The sequence below is a fragment of the Acidobacteriota bacterium genome, from assembly GCA_020845575.1.
GTDB lineage: Bacteria > Acidobacteriota > Vicinamibacteria > Vicinamibacterales > Vicinamibacteraceae > Luteitalea.
Window position 1 is genome coordinate 129,541 of record JADLFL010000012.1, and the last position, 17,844, is coordinate 147,384.

Sequence of the window (17,844 nt, forward strand, 5' to 3'; positions counted from 1 at the left end):
GCCGATGAGCGACGACGCCCCGGACGTTCCCGAGTTCGAGTGCCCCGAGTGCGGTGAACCGCTCACGCACGCCGGCACCGAGATCTCGTCGGGCGCCTTCAGGACGCAGGCGGCGTCGATGCCGCAGATGCCCATCCATTTCTACGACTGCGAGCAGTGCCGCACGTGCTGGAAGTTCGGCACGCGCCTGCTGCCCGATCCCATCAGGCAGATGCTGCGCAACTGAGCCGCCGATTGCGCTTGTGCGCGCGGGCGGACGCTCTCCGAATTCACGAAAGGCCCCGTCGAACTCCACCTTCGTCGCGACGCGGTTGTCGTCCGCCCCGGCGATGTAGTGGATCGTCACCTGCGCACCGGCCTTGAAGGGATAGCAACTGAACGCCGGTGGCACTTCGCCCGTCGGCGCTGCTGGGCTGAAATCGCGTCCCGGCGCGGGTGGCGCCGGACGGGGCCGCCCCTACGCTGGCCGAGGACGGGCGCGACGTCAGAGTTCCTTGATGCGGATGTTGCGGAACTCGATGAAGTCGTTGTGGCCGAGGAAGCCGATGTGGCCAGACGTACGGGCCAGGCCGGGGTGTTTGGCGAGGACGTCGGGGTCCTTGACCGAGTCGAGGTCGGCGTCGAGGATCGTCTGGCCGTTCAGGACCACCGTGATGCGGCGGCCCTTCGCCGTCACCTCCTGCACGTTCCATTCGCCGGCGGGCTTCTGCGCGCCCTTCTTCGCGGCGATCACGTCGTAGACGCTGCCGTGATACTGCGAGTCCTTCAGCGTGCCCCACTTGCCGCCGAGCGCGGCTTTCTCGTCGAGGATCTGCAGTTCCATCCCCTGATAGGCGGCGTCACCTTCGCGCGGCGCGCGGATCCCGAGACCGTTGTTCGATCCTTCGGCTGGCATGCGGAACTCGAAGCGCAGCACGAAGTCGCCGTACTCCTTGTCGGTGATCAGCTTCCCGCCGCCGCCCCTGGCGCAATAGAGCACGCCGTCCTTCACGCCGTAGCCTTCACCCCTGCCGCCGACGAGCGTCCAGCCGTTCAGCGTCCTGCCATCGAAGAGCGACGTGAATCCGGGCTCGGCCTGCCGGGCCACGAGCACCGGGGCGAGAGCCAGTGAAGCAACGAGAGCGGCGGCGATGGTGGTCAGGCGCATGAAAGAGCTCCTCGGAGGGGAATGATGGCTGCGATCAATACAACAGGCAGGACGCGCGCATGACGTCGAACGACCCGGCGTCGAGCCGGCACGTCACGCTGACGTCCTGCTGCGAGGCACCGGCGTCCACGGCACGCCGCAGCGCGTCAGACCCGGCGAGGATGTCGATGGGCATCTTCTCGTACTCGTACTCGTACGGCGGCGGGCGCCACGGCAGGCGACGCTCCGGCAGCGCGTCCCTGAAAGCGCACAGCAGCGCGATCGCCGCGTCGACAGACCTGAAGCGTTCGCGATCGGTGACATGAATCTGGCAGCCACCGCACGTCACGCGCGCGTGTTTCTGGAACGTGGGCTCGAAGTACGCCGGCCTGAACCACACGCCGTGCAGGCCCAGGGCGTTGAGTCCCGCGGCGAACGCGTCGGCATCGCGCACGTCAGGGTGCCCCACGAGTTCGAACGGCCGCGTCGTCCCGCGTCCTTCGGAGATGAGCGTGCCTTCGAAGAGCACCATCCCGGGATAGACGATCGCGGTGTCGAGCGTCGGCATGTTGGGCGATGGCATCACCCAGGGCAGGCCTGTCTCGTCCCACCAGTCGCCGCGCGCCCAGCCTTCCATCGGCCACGTCTCGAGGTTCGCGCCGAGGCCGAAGTGCGTGTTGAAGAGTCGCGCCAGTTCCGCGATCGTCAGACCGTGTCGCAGCGCGATGGGGTAGAGCCCGACGAACGACTCGTAGCCCGGCGTCAACATCGGACCTTCGACCACGCGTCCGCCGATCGGATTCGGGCGGTCGCACACGATGACGGGGATGCCCTTGCGCGCGGCGGCCTTCAGGCAGTACGCCATCGTGTAGATGAACGTGTAGACTCGCGTCCCCACGTCCTGCAGGTCCACCACGAGCACGTCGAGACCGTCGAGCATCGCGTCGGTGGGCTCACGCGTCTCGCTGTACAGCGAGTACACGGGCACGCGACGCCCGGCATCCTCGGCGTGCGGCGTCTCGATCATGTTGTCCTGCAGCGTCGAGTGGAACCCGTGCTGCGGACCGAAGATGGCCGCGAGCGTGACGTCCTCGGCCGCCGTCACCATGTCGACGGCGTGCGCGAACCGGCCATCGACCGACGAAGGGTTGGCGACGAGGCCCACGCGGGCGCCCTTCAGGCGACCGGAAGCCAGGAGACGCGAGAGACCGAGCGTGACAGACACGGCGGGATTCTATCGAATCGCGCGCGCGGGTGGCTCGAACGCCACTGGTCGTGACGACCTGACGAACGGCCTGACGTCGCCGTAGGTGTCGCTCAGGTCCATCGCGGCTTCGCCCTGCGGTCGCGACAGGAAGTATTCGACGAGCGGATGGTCATCCGTCGTGACGGGCCCATCACCCACGAGCGCGCGCACGTCGTCCGGCGCGGCGACGAACTGTCCCAGCAACTTGTTCTCCGAATCGAGGTTGTAGCCTGCCAGCACCTTGCGCAGTTCCGGATCCTCGAGCTTGCGGCGGAACGCGTCGAGATCGACGACGAGCGGGCTCTTCGTGCCGATCATCAGGCTGCCGTCGCCCCACAGCGTCATGTCGGGGAACACCTGCCGGAACGTGCGCAGGATGAGCGCGTACTCGCTGGCCGTGTCGCCGCCGTTCCACTGCAGCACGATCCCATCGTCTTTCAACGCGCGCTTGACGAGTTCGAAGTACTGCACGGAGTAGACGTTGGCCGCGCCCGCATGGCGCGGGAGAATCACGTCGGCCGTGATGATGTCGTACTGCTTGGGCGGACTCAGGAGCAGGAAGTTGCGCCCATCGTCCACGCGCAGGTGGACGTTCGGCCGCGCAAGGACGTCCTGATTGGCCATCCTGAAGTAGTGCGCGCCCTTCACCACGGTGCCCGAGAGCTCGACGACGTCGACCTGGACGCCGGGGAACGTGGCGATGGCACCAGGCGTAGTACCGGCACCCAATCCGACGACGAGCGCGCGGGTGGGATGCGGATGGAGCGCGGTCGGCAGGAACCCGATGCGACTGTGCCCGAACACCGTCGAGCGCGCATCGTTGGACTGGTGCATGCCATCGAGGTACATGATGCGCATGCGGTCCTGCACGCGTCGCCCCGTGCGCCGTTCGTGGATGGCCACGCTCGTCTGAACGCCTTCCTCACGCCAGATACGTCGCTCGCCGTGATGGAAGTGCGTGAGTGCGACGTCGAACGGATCCGTCTCCACCATGGCGAGCAGGCCGAACGTCGCCAGCGCCACGCCTGTCATCGTCAGGGCCGCGCGTCGCATCGTGCGCCAGAGCGGCACCACCAGCAACAGGGCGCCGGCGAGCGTGACGCTGGCGAGCGCGAGCAGCGTGCCCGCGCTGCCGAGCCGCGGGATCAACAGGAAGCCCGCACCCGCCGCGCCGACGATGGCCCCGCACACGTTGACCGAGTAGAAGATGCCGGCGAGCTTCGCGGCGCGTCCATCGTCGGCGGCGGTACCCGCCCACACGCGCAGGCCGACCGGGAAGGCCATGCCGAGCAGTAGCGCCGTCGGCAGGATGGCGAGCAGGCTTGCAACGACGAGCGGTGAGAGATACGCGGCGGTCGGCGCGTCGGTGAGCGTGCGACGCAGCCAGTTCATCGAATAGACGGTGAGCGTGAGGCCCTGGAACGACGAGAGCGCCATCACGGCGATGCCGAGTTCGAGCGCGGCCAGCCACGCAAGCAGGTGGCGCCCGCGTCTCAGGATCGGCGACGCGAGGTAGCTCCCGATCGCGATGCCCGCCAGCACCGTGCCGAGCATCAGCGTGAAGGAGTACGTCGTGGGACGCAGGAAGATCACCAGCACCCTGAACCACAGCACTTCGAGCGCGAGGGACACGGCTCCGGAGAGTGCGAAGACGACGAGTACGGACCGTCGCGTCCACGCCGACGACTCCACGTCGGCCGGTGGCGTTGCCGTCGCTGTCTGCGCGTCTGCCGGCGATGGCGCTTGGACGGCCGTGCCGACGTCGCCGGACGAGCGAAGCGCCGCGTGCGCCACGGCGGCATCGGCGCGCCTGCTGGCCACGAGCGCCGTGAGGCCGATGACGACGTTGATCGCCGCGGCGAGCGTGAACGACGCGCTGAGTCCGATCACGGGGATCAGGACGAAGCCCGCAAGCAGCGCGCCGACGATGGCGCCGGTGGTGTTGATCCCGTACAGGACTCCGATGCGCTGTCCGACGTCGCGGTTGCCGCCGAGCGCCGACTTGAGAACCAGCGGCAGCGTCGCCCCCATCAGGACGGTCGGGATCAGCAGCACCGCGAACGACAGCAGGAACCTGACGAGCGTGAGCGATCCGAGATGCCCGGCCAGCGACGGGTACCAGCCCATGTACAGACGCGTCACCGTGTCGAGCGCCCACGGCGTCAGCAGGGCCGTCACACCCACCAGCAATTCGGCGATCCCGAACAGCCGCAGTGGCCTCGTGGTCCGCTCGGCGACCAGGCCGGCGAGGAGGCTCCCGATGGCGAGCCCGCTCATGAAGCTCGCGAGCACGGTGCTTGCCGCGTACACGGTCACGCCGAAGACCAGTGCGAGCATGCGCAGCCACAGCGTCTGGTAGATGAGCGCGCAGAATCCTGACAGGAAGAACAGCGATAGCAGCACTGGCAGGAGCCACGAGGGTGAGGCGACGTGGGCCTGCGCGCCACGAGTGGGCACGGACATCGCGCGATCCTAGCAGAGCCGTTGCGACACGAAACGCGACCGGCGGGTCGCGTCAGACGGTGATCGTGCCTTCGAGGTAGAACACCGCGCGGCCGGTGAGACGCACGCGATCGCCGTCGATCGTGCACCGGATGACGCCACCGCGCCGCGACACCTGGCGGGCCTCCAGCGTGGTCTTCGCCAACCTGTCTGCCCAGTACGGGACGAGCGTGCAGTGCGCGGACCCCGTCACGGGATCCTCCGCGACGCCGGCGCTCGGCGCGAAGAAGCGCGACACGAAGTCGGCGCCCGGCGAGAGCGCGGGATCGGCAGGAGCGGTGGCGATGAACCCGAAGACGCCGAGAGCCTTCACCCTGGCCATGTCTGGTGCGAGGGCGCGTACGTCGGCTTCCGTGTCGTACACGGCCATGCAGTCGCGCGCCAGCCACAACTCGCGCGGTTCGGCGCCGAGCGCAACGGACACCTGCCTGTCGAGCGGCAGTGGGCGGGGTTGCCGGACCGGGAGGTCCAGCGTGTACGTCTCGCCGTCGCGCGCCACGTGCAGCACACCGCTGCGCGTGTCGAAGGCCACGGCCGTCGACGCCTCGCCGCGTTTCTCGAACAGCACGGCCGCCGCGGCGAGCGTGGCGTGTCCGCAGAGGTCCACTTCGACTTCGGGCGTGAACCAGCGCAGGTGGTACTGCGCAGGTCCTGTCTGTACGAAGAACGCCGTCTCGGCGAGGTTGTTCTCCGTGGCGATGGCCTGCATCGTGGCGTCTGGCAGCCACGTCTCGAGCGGACACACGGCGGCCGGATTGCCGCGGAACACCTCCGACGCGAACGCGTCGACCTGGTAGATCGGCAGGCGCATCAGACGATCACGCGCCAGCCGCGCGTATCCGGGTCGAGGCCGTACTGGATGCGCGTGATCGTGTCGTACAGCTTCTGCGCGACGGGGCCCGGCTGTCCGCCGTTGATCACCATGTCGCCCTCCTCACTGGCGAGCGTGCCCACCGCGGACACGACGGCCGCCGTGCCCACGCCGAACACCTCCTGGAGACGACCCGCGGCGTGCGCGTCGCGCACTTCGGTCAGCGAGACGAGCCGCTCTTGGACGGGCATACCCCAGTCGCGCGCGATCTCCAGCACGGATTCGCGCGTGATGCCTGGCAGGATGCTGCCGCTCAGCGATGGCGTGACGAGCGTGCCGTCGATCACGAGGCACAGGTTCATCGTGCCGACTTCCTCGAGATACTCGTGATGGATGGCGTCGAGCCAGAGCACCTGATCGCAGCCGCGCGCCTGCGCCTGTTCGGCCACCTGCAGACTGGCGACGTAGTTGGCGGCGCCCTTGGCAGCGCCGATCCCGCCTCGTACCGCGCGCACGCGCTCACGTTCGATCCAGATGCGCACGGGCTTCAGTCCGCCGGCGTAGTACGCGCCCACGGGACCCGTGATCACGAAGAACGTGTACGTCTTCGATGCGCGAACGCCGAGAAAGGCTTCCGTGGCGATGATGGTCGGCCTGACGTACAGCGCGGTCCCCGGTGCAGACGGCACCCAGTCGGCATCGATCGACACGAGTTGGCGGATGCCCTGCACGAAGAGGTGTTCGTCGATGGCCGGAATCGAGAGGCGAGCGGCAGCCGACGCCATGCGGTGGGCGTTGCGACCGGGACGGAAGAGCGCGATGGCGCCGTCGTGGAGGCGATAGGCCTTGAGTCCTTCGAACATCGCCTGGCCGTAGTGCAGCACCGATGCGGCGGGATCCAGTTCCAGCGGGCCGTACGGGACGATGCGCGCGTCGTGCCAGCCGGTGCCGTGCGTGTAGTCGACGAGCAGCATGTGGTCGGCGAAGTACTTGCCGAACCCGAGGGCATCCTCCGCCGGACGCGGGCGGGGAGTCGTGGTTCGGGTGACCGGGATCGCTGACGCTGACGCGCTGACAGACATGTGGCCTCCTCGACGCCGGGGCCCGTGTATGGGGTGTTGGGCCGGCGACGCCGGTTCGGCCATTGTACCGGGGAACGGGCACCGGGCAGCGGGCACCGGTCACCGGAATTCGGCTACCGACGACGCGGAGCCCCGTTGGTCAGCTTGCCGTCGGCGTCGGGTCGGCGTAACGTTGGTGGCTGCCGCTGCGGCCACGTGCCGGGCGGCGACTGTGTCTTCTTCTCGCGCGACCTCGTCCCCCCTGCGGTCGTGGCTCCTGGCGGATCTCGACGCCGAACGGAGCCACGGTCATGTGCCCGTCCACACGGCTCCGTGGTGGAAGGTCATGTGCCTCACCGGCGTCGACTACTTCTCGACGCTCGGCTACCAGCCCGGCATCGCCGTCCTCGCGGCAGGCATCCTGTCGCCGATCGCCACGCTCGTCCTCATCGCGCTGACGCTCTTCGGTGCCCTGCCCGTGTACCGGCGGATCGCCGCACTCAGTCCGCACGGACAGGGCAGCATTTCGCTGCTGGAGGAGCTGCTCCCGCGGTGGCGCGGCAAGGCGCTCGTCCTCGTCCTGCTCGGATTTGCCGCCACGGACTTCGTGATCACGATCACGCTGTCTGCCGCCGACGCGACCGAGCACATCATCCACAACCCGTTCGCGCCGCGGGCGATCGACCACCCCGTCGGCGTCACGCTCGTCCTGCTCGTTGCGCTCGCCGCCGTCTTCCTCAAGGGGTTTCGCGAAGCCCTCGGCCTCGCCGTCGTCATCGTCGCGGGCTATCTGGCGTGCAACGTCATCGTGCTGGCCGTCGAGCTCTGGACGGTGCTGCACCATCCCGAGTACTTCGCCAACTGGCGCAGCGCGATGTTCGCCACGCACGGCGAGCCACTCACGATGGTGGCCGTCGCGCTGTTGGTGTTCCCCAAACTCGCGCTCGGGCTATCGGGCTTCGAGACGGGCGTGGCCGTGATGCCGCTGGTGTCGGGCGGTCCCGGCGAGACCGATGCCGTCCCGGCCGGCCGCATTCGCAACACCGGCCGCCTGCTCACGACGGCCGCCGTCATCATGAGCGTGCTGCTGCTGGCCAGCAGCGTCGCCGTCACGCTCAACATCCCGGCGGAGGCCTTCGCGGAAGGCGGCGCCGCGCGAGGGCGTGCGATCGCCTATCTCGCGCATCGCGACCTGGGCGTGGCGTTCGGGACGACGTATGACCTGCTGACGATCGCCATCCTGTGGTTCGCTGGAGCGTCGGCGATGGCGGGCCTGCTCACGCTCATCCCGAAGTACCTGCCGCGCTACGGCATGGCGCCAGACTGGGTCCGCGCGTCGCGACCGCTCGTGCTCATCATCCTGCTGGTGACCTGCGTGGTGACGCTGGCGTTCGACGCGAGCGTCGAGGCGCAGGGCGGTGCATACGCCACGGGCGTGCTGGTGCTGATGACGTCGGCGGCGCTCGCGACCACCATCGACGCGGCCCGCCGCCGGGGTCACGCATGGGCGTTCGCGATCATCACGTTGGTCTTCGCCTACACGACGATCGACAACGTCATCGAGCGTCCCGACGGCATCAGGATCGCGAGCCTCTTCATCGCGGCGATCGTCGTGCTGTCGCTGACGTCGCGGGTGCTGAGGAGCACGGAACTGCGGATCGCGCGCGTGCGGTTCGACGAGACGGCCACCGAGTGGCTGACGTCGACAACGGCTCCGACGATGCGCGTGATCGCGCATCGTCCTGACATGGTCGACGAGGCAGGCGCGCCGGCGAGCCCGGAGGTCGCTGCCGGTGCTGCGACCGGCCTGGTCAGGCAGTACGACGCGAAGTGGCGCGAGGCGCGGGCCACGCACAATCTCGAGAGTCTGAACAACGTCCTGTTCCTCGAGGTGCAGCCCGGCGACGCGTCGCGCTTCGTTGACGATGTGCTCGACGTGCATGGCGTGCAGGTGGGGCCGTATCGCGTGCTGCGGTGCCGGAGCGCCGCCGTGCCCAACGCGATTGCCGCGCTGCTGCTGCACATCCGCGACGCGACGGGCCGCGTGCCGCACGCCTACTTCGGTTGGACGGAGGGCAACCCCGTCGCCTATCTGCTGAAGTTCGTGGCGCTCGGAGAAGGCGACACGGCGCCGGTCACGCGTGAGGTATTGCGGCAGGCCGAGGCCGACCCGCAGTGGCGTCCCAGGATCCACCTGGGTTGACGCCGAGACCCTGCAGGCGCGCGGGGACGGGAGCTGTGACGTCGAGGACGTCGCCCGTCATCGGATGCGGCATGACGAGCCGCCACGCGTGCAGCGCCTGGCCCTCGAGCGCGTCGACCTGTGCGGACGTCATGGCCGACAACCTGGCTTCGGCCTTCGCGCTGCGATAGATCGGGTCGCCGGCGATCGGCCATCCGGCTTCGAGCAGGTGCGCGCGGATCTGGTGGAGGCGTCCCGTCCCCAGCGTGCATTCGAGCAGGGCAAGACCGTCTGGCATCGGCCATGTCGATTGCAGGCGCTGTACCCACGTCACGCTCGGCCAGCCGTCCTCCACGACGCCCACGCGCGGTGGCTTCTCGGAGATCTTGCCGAGCGGATACGTGATCGTGGCCTGCTCGGGCGGCTTGCCGAGCACCACGGCGAGATAGGTCTTGCTCGCGTGCTCGGTGCCGAGCAGGCGCGCCGCCCGTGCGTGGACCTGGCGCGACTTGGCGACGAGCAGGACACCCGACGTATCACGATCGAGCCGGTGTACGAGCCCCGGACGCGCCGTCGTGTCGTACCAGGCGCGCGCCTTGTGGAGCAGGGCGTTGACGAGCGTGCCCGACTGATGGCGTCCCGTCGGATGGCTCACCATGCCGGCGGGCTTGTCGACCACCATGAGCCACTCGTCCTCGTACAGCACGGGTACGTGCAGCGCCTCTGGTGCGTGGACCTTGCGCACGCGCGGTTTGGGGAGCGTGACGATGACCTCGTCGCCAAGGCGGAGAGACGATGAGGCGCGACGGCCTTCGATGCCGTTGACGGCGATGAGACCGGCGTCGAGCCAGCGCTGGACGCGCGTGCGCGAGAGGCCGGGCTCGTCGGCGAGATGGCGCATCACCGCCTGGTCCAGCCTGAGCCGCTCGTCGCCCCTGTCGGCCACGAACTGCCGCGCGGTGATCGGCGCATCGCTGCGAGACGCGTCGCTGTGAGGCGCGGCGCGCTTCACGAGAGCCTCATGCCTCCTGCCATCCGGCCATTGTAGCCGCCGCCCCTCTCCTTCAGGGTCGTCGGCAAGCTCGAGCTGTCACACCCGAGGGTTCGGTCCATTTCAGACCGACGGCACGAGTGCCGGGTCCACCAACGCGGTGTCTAAGACCTGCATGCTTGCACTTGTCGCCATCGTCACTCTCGCGCTGACGCCATCGGCCGGCGGGCAACAGCCAACGCCGGACACCACGCCGCACGCGTCACGCCGCGACGATCGGGTGAGCCAGGCGACGGCTCGCGAACCGGAGGCAGGCAGACACGTCCTCGAGTTCGAGATCCGGCAGTTCCGAGATGACGGCCTCCGGTGTCAGACCCGCTGCCAGCAGGTCGAGGACGTCCGTGACCCGGATGCGAAGGCCACGAACGCAGGGACGGCCGCCGCACTGAGCAGGATCAACGGTGATGCGATCGGCAAGCGTGGTCATGGCGTCCACTCAGACTACCACTGGACGGGTGGCACGAACGCAGTCGGGTGCCTCACCCGCCGGTGGTTGCTGAAGGGTTACGAATCGAGCCGCTGGACAGCCGTTTCCAGCAGGGCGAACGTCGCCCACACGAGTCCCAGCGTCATCAGGACGTCGCTCGGCCAGTGCGCGCCCATGCGGATGCGCGCCCAGGCGCCGGCAATCACGAGCAGCCAGGCCACGAGCGAGACGGCGAGGCCGGCCTCGCGCTGGCGCGTGCGCCATGCGTAGATGGCCACGGGCAGCCACGCGCTGAACCACGCCGTGGCGAAGGTGGACGGGAACGAGAAGCCGCTCGACTGGCGCACGACCTCCACAAGGTCGGCCGTGGGGCGCGGACGCTGCACGAGGTGCTTGAGCGGTTCGCCGGCGTACCACCAGACCAGCATCAGCAGGGCCGTCACCACGAACGCGCGCAGGCGACCGCGCCAGGTGGCGAGCGCCAGTCCGAGCCCGAGCACGCCGAAGACCACCGGTTGTCCGGCGAGAGACGTGATCCAGGCTGCGGGGGCGGCGGGAAGACCAAGACCCTGTATGGCACGGGTGACCTGCGGGTCGCCGGGCAGCCGTGACGTCAGCATGGCGAGGGGCAGGATGACGGCGATGAGCAGCAGAGGCAGCCACCAGGGCCGGCGAGACGTGGACTTTGGCACGCGCAGATTCTAAATGCAGTGACTTATCATGCGCGGCATGTGGCCCGTGCTGCTGTCGCTGCAACTCGCCACGCCGCCCATGGAACTCGCGCAGGCAGAGACGCTGGCCGCGCTCGCGCTGGCGTGCGTACACCAGGAATACCCGAACAAGATCGCGCACACGATGGCCGGCGACGCCGACGCGAAGCCGCCGCGCGTACTGACGCCCGTGTTCTACGGGTGCTTCGACTGGCATTCCGCCGTACACGGCCATTGGTTGCTCGCGCGCGTCGCGCGGCTCTACCCGGGGACGCCGCTTGCCGCCCGCGCCGAAGCGGCGCTCGCAAAGAACATCACCGCGGCGGGCGTGGCAGGCGAACTGGCGTATCTGTCGGTGCCCGGACGTCAGGAGTTCGAGCGGCCGTACGGTCTCGCGTGGCTATTGCAACTCACGATGGAGCTGCGCGAGTGGGAGAGTCCGCCGGCGCGCGAGTGGGCGGCGCACCTCGCACCGCTCGAAACCGAAGCGGTGGCGCGGTTCACCGACTGGTTGCCGAAGCTCACGAAGCCGATTCGCACGGGCGAACACTCGCAGACGGCCTTCGCGTTCGGCCTGCTGCTCGACTGGGCGCGCGCCACGCGGCACGAGGCGTTCGAGCGGCTGATCGTCGATCGGTCGAAGGCGTTCTATCTGCAGGACACGGCGTGTCCGCTGGCGTACGAGCCGTCGGGCCAGGACTTCGTGTCGCCGTGCCTGGCGGAAGCCGACCTGATGCGGCGCGTGCTGTCACGCGACGCGTTCTCCACATGGCTGACGGCGTTCCTGCCCGGCATCCCGCGCGAGTCGGCTGATGCATCGTGGCTCGAACCAGGCGTCGTGCTCGACGCCACGGACGGCAAGCTCGCGCACCTCGACGGCCTCAACCTGAGCCGCGCATGGATGCTCGACGGCATCCTGTCTGCCCTCCCGCCTGACGATGGGCGCCGGCCCGCGCTGCAGGCGGCGGCCGTGAAGCACCGCGAGCTCGGCCTCGCCGCCGTGACCGGCGCCCACTATGCCGGCGGCCACTGGCTCGGCACGTTCGCCGTGTACCTCACGAGTCAGCGGGGGCTGCGGTGACAGGGAAATGCCTGGAATGCCGCGATGCCGGGAATGAGGGGGGAACGCCGAAAGCTGAATGACGAATACTCAATGCGTTGCCCGTTGCCCGTTGCCCGGTCCGTCATTCGGCTTCCCCTGCATTCACGCCATCACGTGATACGTCCCCGGCGCAGCGGCCGACGAGGGGAACACGCGGTCTGCCTGCGCGGGGGTCAGATCCAGCGTGCCGGCGATCGCGGCCTTGAGAACCGCGCGGGTGTCGAGCGTCGGCTTCAGATCGCGTCCCTCGAACAGCGCTCGGCCTGACAGCCCGGGCCAATCGGCCAGAACGACGGACCTGGCCACGCGGGGCCCGAGCATGAAACCCGCCCCGGCCGTGCCGTGGTCGGTCCCGCGCGTGCCGTTGAGACGTGCCGTGCGCCCGAACTCGGTCATGACGACGACAGTCGTGTCGTTCCAGGCCGCGCCCATCTCCGTCCGGAAGGTCGCGAGGCCCTCGGCGAGTTGACCGAGCAGGCGATCGAGTGCGCCGCCTGCCAGGCCCTGGTTCGCGTGGGTGTCCCATCCGCTGAACTCGAGTGCCGCGACGTTGGGGCCGGTCTCGGTTCGCATGATGCGCGCCGTGGCCTGCAACAGCGGCGCGATCGCGCCGCGTCGCGTCCCGCCGCGTGCCATCGGTTCTTCGCCGATGACGTCCTGCTGCTGGAGTGCGGCCTCGAAGGGGCCCTGGAGCCGGGGGTCGTGCCGATAGAGTGAGGCGAGCCGCTGGAGATACTCGTCTTCGACTGCACCAAGTTGCGCGGGCGACCACGTCTGGACGCTGAACGGGCCGGTCATCGACCTCGGGACCCCCGACGCGATGGCGATGCCCGCACGCGTGCCCGACATGCCCTGCAACAGACGATTGAGCCAGCCGTCGGAGGACCCGATCGGCTTGTCGAGGCCGGTCTCGAGGACCGCCTGTCCGTCGAAGTGACTGCGCGTGCGGTAAGGAATCGCCATCGCGTGGACCGCGACGAGTTCGTTGCGGTCCCAGAATTCGCGCAGCGGCGCAAGACCGGGCGCCAGTCCGAACAGGCCGTCGAGCACGACGAGATCGGCCGGGGCGAACGAGGCCCCCGGACGCAGCGACCCGTAGTCCGGATCCCCGTACGGTACGACCGCCGCCAGACCATCGAAGCCGCCACGCAGCAGGACGAAGACGAGCCGTCCCTTGCTGGGGACCCGGGCGAAGTTGACGGTGGGGCGCCCGAACGTGGCGAGGCCGCCGAGACACATGGTGCGGACGAAGGCGCGGCGATTCATGGCTATCTCCACTGGAACACCGGCGATGCGAGGGTCAAGGCGAGTCGTTCGGGGGCAGAAATGGTCGTGTCGGCGACGAGTGGTCGCAGCGGGTCATCGTCAGCCACATCGACGACGTCGACGAGGACGCGCGGATCGGGAGGCGCCGCTTGCAGGCGGCGCGCGACCGAACGCGACAGCTCGGCGCGATTGAGCAGCGCATCAGGGTCTGCCCACTCCTGCGTGGTGTCGCCGAACCCCTTCGGCGCCTGCGGCGACCACAGGGGGTGGCGCAGCTGCCGCAGGAGCGACACTTGACGATCCGTCACGTCATTGGCGCCGAATGCACGCAGCACGGCAACGAGCCAGTCCTGCGGCGTGCGGAACTTGCGTGCGTCGGACGTCCACGCCTCCGGCAGATCGACGAGCGCGGCCGACACGGCACGCAGGTCGCCGTGCGTGTCACTGAAGACGCGTGCGAGCCGGTCGACGGCCGACTGCGGCGGCGTGTCCGACACGAAGTGCGCCACGAGCTTTCGCGCGACGAATCGCGCCGTCGAGGCATGCCGGCACAGCGCCCGAATGGCGTGCACGCCTTCGTCAGCGCCGGCCTCTCGGTACCGCGTGCCGAGAAGGACCTTGTCTCCGGGCTCATGCTGCTGTTCCCGAAACACGAAGGCCAGGTGCTCGGATTCGGTCACGTCACGGGTCACTGACGGTCGGCGTCCACCGTTGGGCCGCGGCCGTCGCGGCGGAGCCGTTCGCGTAGCCAGGCCGCCGACCGTCCAGCCGGTGAGCATCCTTGCGAGTTCCTGAACGTCGGCCTGCGTGTAGTCGCCGTCCACACCGAGCGTGTGCAGTTCCAGCAGCTCACGGGCGTAGTTCTCGTTGAGCCCCCGCGGCATGCGTGGCCGGCCAGCCTGCGCTGCTCGCGACCGGGGGCCGATCGACTGGTAGTTGTCCAGGTACATCAGCATCGCGGGATGCCGTGCCGAGGCGAGCACCATGTCCTCGAAGCGGCCGAGGACGAACGGCCGGATGGCTTCGCGCTCGTAGCTGCCCGAGAGTGGAGCGACGAGTGCCTTGGAGGAGGCTGACACACACAGGTGATTCGACCAGAACGCCACGAGCCGCTCGACCAATGGCCGATCGGTCGTGGCGCGCGCCGTGAGCGCGGCGCGGCTTTCGGCCAATGCGATCTCGACCAGCTGCTGGCGCTGCATCCGGCGCACGTCCGGATCGCGCGGCTCGTCGCCCCGATATGCGCGAATGGCTGCGGTGATGCGCTCGGGCGATGAGGCGGCGGGAGCGGCCAGCAATGGCGCCTCGCCGTCGAGCTGTCGGCGAAGCCAGTTGCGCGGGTCGGTCATGCGCCGACGTTCGCCGGGACGCGCACCCAGCCCGAATCCGTTCAACGCGCGAATCGCGGCGTTCATCGACGTACCTCCGCATCTCTCGAGCGAGTGGAACAGATGGCCGTCACGCGACTCTCCTTCCAGTTCGCTGTCACGCGTTCTATCGTCGGACCGCGTACCTCCGGACGCCAATGAAAATTCCGTGGCAATTCTGTGGCGCAGCCATTGTGGGATGCCGCGATGCCGAATGCCGAATGCCGGGGAATGCCGAGAATGACGGAGAGCAATGCTGAATGGCGAATGACGAATGACGAATGAAGGAAACGCCGGTGTCACGAGCACCTGAGATCCTGAGGTCGGGCCCGGAGGGCCGACCCTACCGTGTCCGATCCGTCATTCGGCATTCAGCATTCGTCATTCCCCCTGCATTCCCGGCATTCTCGGCATCGCGGCATTCCTCAGTACCTCCAGCTTTTCAGGTCCGCTCCGGCCGGGGCTGTCTTCTCCATGCGGGCGACGGCTTTGGGGATGAACATCTGGTGGTAGCGCAGGCGTGATTCGTGGTTGGGGCGCGTCGGGTCGCCGTTCCAGCAGTGTTCGGCGCGATCGCCGTAGGTGATCTCGCCGCCGAAGGCCGGCGTGGCGTTTCGCAGGAAGGTTTCGGCGAGATAGACGGCGTTGTTCAGGTAGTAGTTGTCCATGTCGCCGACGTACAGATTGACCTTCCCGGCCAGCTTCGCGCCGAGGCCGCTGTTCCAGTCGCGCTGCATGATGTGGACGAGGTCGTAGCGCTCGCGCCAGTACGCCGCGACGTCCTTGTCGATCGTGCCCGTGACCTTGTCCCAGATGCGCTTCGGATAGCCATCGCTGCCGACGGGTGAGTACGTCGCCTCCCACACGTCCCACTGCTGTCCCGATCGCGTCTTCGTGCCGAGCGCGAGCTCGCGCAGGTTCATGTCTTCGAGCGTCGTGCTCACGTGTCCGAGCCAGTTGCGCTGGCCTGGGCGCGGTGTCTTCTTCCACCGGCTGTCGACGTAGTACGCGTTCGCGTCCTCGTACAGGTTCACCACCGTGTACGCGCGGAAGTCGATCGGATCGGGACACGCCGCGTACGCGCCGTTGAAGGCATCGGGGTAGAACACCTGCGCTGCGAGCGCTTCCCAGCCGCCGGTCGATCCGCCGTACATGAAGCGCGCCCAGCCCTGGCCGATGCCGCGATACTTCTGCTCGATGTACGGGATCAATTCGTCGACGATCGCATCGCCCCACGGTCCGGCGTTGGCGGAGTTGACCGCGTACGAGTCGTCGTAGAACGGCGTCGGATGCTGGATCTTGATGATCAGCACGCGCGGGAAGTCCGGGCCGGTCCACAGCTTGAAGAAGTCGTGGTTCGCCTGCTGCTGATAGCGGTTGTAGCCGGTGACGTTGAAGCGCGCGTTGAAGTCCGGCTTCAGGTCCGGATCCGGCGGCTCTTCGCGGAAGCCATCGAAGGTGTACGGGAAGTGGCCATGGTCGATCATCAGCGGGTATCGCGCATCGGGATGCGCGTCGAAACCCTCGGGCACGAGCACGTGCGCGCCGAGGTACATGTCGCGACCCCAGAAACGCGAGAGCTTCTCGCTGCGGATCCGTTCGTGCCTGATGTACTTGGTCGTCGGTGGCTCCGGGATGGGCGCGATGGCCTTGTCGAGGACGATGGCGATGGTGGCGTTGGGGCCGAGCGTGATCTGCGCCGGCGTGCTGTACAGATTGCCCGGCGCGAGGTTCCACTGCTGGCCCTCGCCGCGGTCCATCGGCAGCTTGACCACATGGCCGTCGGCGCGCCTGAACGTCTCGTAGCGGTGGAGCAGCGCCTGTGCCGTGTAGGTGCCAGCCGGCACGTCGCGCAGGCTGCGAATCGGGTGACCGAACGCCGCGGCATCGACGACGGCAGGCGTGCCCGGCGCGAGGCCGTCCACATCCACGCCGAACACGAGCTGCGTATCAGCGCTGTCCGTGATCTGGAAGCGCGGCTCGGCGCCAGACCTAGTCGACAGCATCACCAGCAGCCGCCCGTCGAGACGATTGGTCTCGAGCGACGCGGGGAAGGTGACGCTGATGCGCGCGCCTGTCGACTGCGCGGCCTCCGGCGTCACGCGTGCAGTCAGGATGGCCACGGCCACGACGACGCAGATGCTGCAGATCAGGCGGACGGTTCGGAGAACGGAACTGGACATGGGGCTCTCGCAGGAAGACAGGAGTTCAGGAACGCCAAGAGCTTAGTGAAGCTCGCGGGCCCGCGCCAGGGGCTGAAGCCCCTGGCCTCCATCTGAAGAGTGAGTCCGTGGCCTCCATCGGAAGAGAGGAACACTGACGCAGGTGGAGCGAACGGGCTCAGACTCTGTGAAGACGTCGCATCTCGGCGCGGGTGGCGCCGGACGGGGCTGCCCCGCCCGCCCGCAGGCGCGTCAGCCGTACAAGGGCTGTTCGCGCCGAGGACGGGTGGGGCTGTCCGGCGACAGGACCCGCGCCTGCCGGTGCCCGGGATAAGATTGTCCTCATGTCCTTGAACATCGGAGATCGACTGCCAGACGCGACCTTCCGCACGGTGACGCCGGAAGGTGTGAAGGAACTCAGTACCGCTGACGTGTTTGCCGGCAAGAAGGTGGTGCTCTTCGGCGTGCCCGGCGCGTTCACCGGGGTGTGCCACAAGATGCACATGCCGACCTACGTGGCCAACCACGACGCCATCAAGTCCAAGGGTGTCGACACGATCGCCTGCGTGGCCGTGAACGACCAGTTCGTGCTCGACGCGTGGGCTCAGGCGTCCGGCGCGACGGACAAGATCCTGATGCTGGCCGACGGCAACGGCACGTTCACGAAGGCGGTGGGCCTCGAATTCGACGGGTCGGGCTTCGGCCTCGGCACGCGCAGCAGGCGCTACGCCGCCGTCGTCGAAGACGGCGTGGTCACCGACCTGAAGGTCGAGGACAGCCCCGGCACGGTGTCGGTGTCGTCGGCCGAGTCCATCTGCGGCCTCTGACGGC

The 17,844-nt window shown here is 68.3% G+C and carries 15 protein-coding genes; 4 read left to right on the plus strand and 11 right to left on the minus strand.

The window, feature by feature from the left end; all coding sequences use genetic code 11:
* Window positions 1-4: 4 nt before the first annotated feature.
* The gene (locus tag IT182_02835; protein ID MCC6162263.1) at window positions 5-226 is read left to right on the plus strand and encodes a hypothetical protein; all 222 of its coding nucleotides are present in this window, start codon (window positions 5-7) and stop codon (window positions 224-226) included.
* Between the two features lie 258 nt (window positions 227-484).
* On the opposite strand, the gene IT182_02840 is transcribed toward IT182_02835, so the two are convergent.
* The 5 genes from IT182_02840 to IT182_02860 are packed head-to-tail and all read right to left on the minus strand — an operon-like array spanning window position 485 to window position 6,767.
* Window positions 485-1,147, minus strand: a complete 663-nt coding sequence (locus tag IT182_02840; protein MCC6162264.1) for a DUF1080 domain-containing protein — start codon at window positions 1,145-1,147, stop codon at window positions 485-487.
* 34 nt (window positions 1,148-1,181) lie between these two features.
* Complete coding sequence (locus IT182_02845; GenBank protein MCC6162265.1) at window positions 1,182-2,351, minus strand: DUF1343 domain-containing protein; 1,170 nt, start codon at window positions 2,349-2,351, stop codon at window positions 1,182-1,184.
* Window positions 2,352-2,360: 9 nt separating this feature from the next.
* Complete coding sequence (locus IT182_02850; GenBank protein MCC6162266.1) at window positions 2,361-4,835, minus strand: fused MFS/spermidine synthase; 2,475 nt, start codon at window positions 4,833-4,835, stop codon at window positions 2,361-2,363.
* 52 nt (window positions 4,836-4,887) lie between these two features.
* Window positions 4,888-5,685, minus strand: a complete 798-nt coding sequence (locus IT182_02855) for a PhzF family phenazine biosynthesis protein (GenBank protein ID MCC6162267.1) — start codon at window positions 5,683-5,685, stop codon at window positions 4,888-4,890.
* Complete coding sequence (locus IT182_02860) at window positions 5,685-6,767, minus strand: branched-chain amino acid aminotransferase (GenBank protein ID MCC6162268.1); 1,083 nt, start codon at window positions 6,765-6,767, stop codon at window positions 5,685-5,687. The genes IT182_02855 and IT182_02860 overlap by 1 nt, the downstream gene beginning before the upstream one ends.
* Before the next feature lie 211 nt (window positions 6,768-6,978).
* Here IT182_02860 and IT182_02865 point away from each other — a divergent pair, with 211 nt between their 5' ends.
* Window positions 6,979-8,949: an amino acid transporter gene (locus tag IT182_02865; protein MCC6162269.1), complete on the plus strand. Its 1,971-nt coding sequence runs from the start codon at window positions 6,979-6,981 to the stop codon at window positions 8,947-8,949.
* On the opposite strand, the gene IT182_02870 is transcribed toward IT182_02865, so the two are convergent.
* From IT182_02870 to IT182_02880, 3 genes are all read right to left on the minus strand, one after another.
* Window positions 8,882-9,940 (minus strand): RluA family pseudouridine synthase, encoded by a 1,059-nt coding sequence (locus IT182_02870; protein ID MCC6162270.1) that lies wholly within the window; start codon window positions 9,938-9,940, stop codon window positions 8,882-8,884. The two genes, IT182_02865 and IT182_02870, sit on opposite strands and share 68 nt — an antisense overlap.
* Window positions 9,941-10,181: 241 nt before the next feature.
* A complete protein-coding gene (locus IT182_02875) occupies window positions 10,182-10,406 on the minus strand; it encodes a DUF433 domain-containing protein (GenBank protein ID MCC6162271.1) in 225 nt (74 codons plus the stop codon).
* A 77-nt stretch (window positions 10,407-10,483) separates the two neighbouring features.
* The gene (locus tag IT182_02880) at window positions 10,484-11,098 is read right to left on the minus strand and encodes a phosphatase PAP2 family protein (protein MCC6162272.1); all 615 of its coding nucleotides are present in this window, start codon (window positions 11,096-11,098) and stop codon (window positions 10,484-10,486) included.
* A 28-nt stretch (window positions 11,099-11,126) separates the two neighbouring features.
* Here IT182_02880 and IT182_02885 point away from each other — a divergent pair, with 28 nt between their 5' ends.
* Window positions 11,127-12,197 (plus strand): DUF2891 domain-containing protein, encoded by a 1,071-nt coding sequence (locus tag IT182_02885; GenBank protein ID MCC6162273.1) that lies wholly within the window; start codon window positions 11,127-11,129, stop codon window positions 12,195-12,197.
* Window positions 12,198-12,320: 123 nt separating this feature from the next.
* Here IT182_02885 and IT182_02890 read toward each other — a convergent pair whose 3' ends face one another.
* The 3 genes from IT182_02890 to IT182_02900 form a co-directional block, all read right to left on the minus strand.
* A complete protein-coding gene (locus tag IT182_02890) occupies window positions 12,321-13,484 on the minus strand; it encodes a DUF1501 domain-containing protein (protein MCC6162274.1) in 1,164 nt (387 codons plus the stop codon).
* A 2-nt stretch (window positions 13,485-13,486) separates the two neighbouring features.
* Window positions 13,487-14,899 (minus strand): DUF1800 domain-containing protein, encoded by a 1,413-nt coding sequence (locus tag IT182_02895; GenBank protein ID MCC6162275.1) that lies wholly within the window; start codon window positions 14,897-14,899, stop codon window positions 13,487-13,489.
* A gap of 377 nt (window positions 14,900-15,276) precedes the next feature.
* Window positions 15,277-17,034: a hypothetical protein gene (locus IT182_02900; protein MCC6162276.1), complete on the minus strand. Its 1,758-nt coding sequence runs from the start codon at window positions 17,032-17,034 to the stop codon at window positions 15,277-15,279.
* Window positions 17,035-17,357: 323 nt separating this feature from the next.
* Here IT182_02900 and IT182_02905 point away from each other — a divergent pair, with 323 nt between their 5' ends.
* A complete protein-coding gene (locus IT182_02905) occupies window positions 17,358-17,840 on the plus strand; it encodes a peroxiredoxin (GenBank protein ID MCC6162277.1) in 483 nt (160 codons plus the stop codon).
* Window positions 17,841-17,844: the final 4 nt, after the last annotated feature.

Coding starts and splice junctions, on each gene's coding strand:
- IT182_02885 (MCC6162273.1), top strand. CDS start 11,127: ATGCGCGGCATGTGGCCCGTGCTGCTGTCGCTGCAACTCGCCACGCCG.
- IT182_02850 (MCC6162266.1), bottom strand. CDS start 4,835: ATGTCCGTGCCCACTCGTGGCGCGCAGGCCCACGTCGCCTCACCCTCG.
- IT182_02890 (MCC6162274.1), bottom strand. CDS start 13,484: ATGAATCGCCGCGCCTTCGTCCGCACCATGTGTCTCGGCGGCCTCGCC.
- IT182_02840 (MCC6162264.1), bottom strand. CDS start 1,147: ATGCGCCTGACCACCATCGCCGCCGCTCTCGTTGCTTCACTGGCTCTC.
- IT182_02835 (MCC6162263.1), top strand. CDS start 5: ATGAGCGACGACGCCCCGGACGTTCCCGAGTTCGAGTGCCCCGAGTGC.
- IT182_02905 (MCC6162277.1), top strand. CDS start 17,358: ATGTCCTTGAACATCGGAGATCGACTGCCAGACGCGACCTTCCGCACG.
- IT182_02855 (MCC6162267.1), bottom strand. CDS start 5,685: ATGCGCCTGCCGATCTACCAGGTCGACGCGTTCGCGTCGGAGGTGTTC.
- IT182_02875 (MCC6162271.1), bottom strand. CDS start 10,406: ATGACCACGCTTGCCGATCGCATCACCGTTGATCCTGCTCAGTGCGGC.
- IT182_02900 (MCC6162276.1), bottom strand. CDS start 17,034: ATGTCCAGTTCCGTTCTCCGAACCGTCCGCCTGATCTGCAGCATCTGC.
- IT182_02895 (MCC6162275.1), bottom strand. CDS start 14,899: ATGAACGCCGCGATTCGCGCGTTGAACGGATTCGGGCTGGGTGCGCGT.
- IT182_02860 (MCC6162268.1), bottom strand. CDS start 6,767: ATGTCTGTCAGCGCGTCAGCGTCAGCGATCCCGGTCACCCGAACCACG.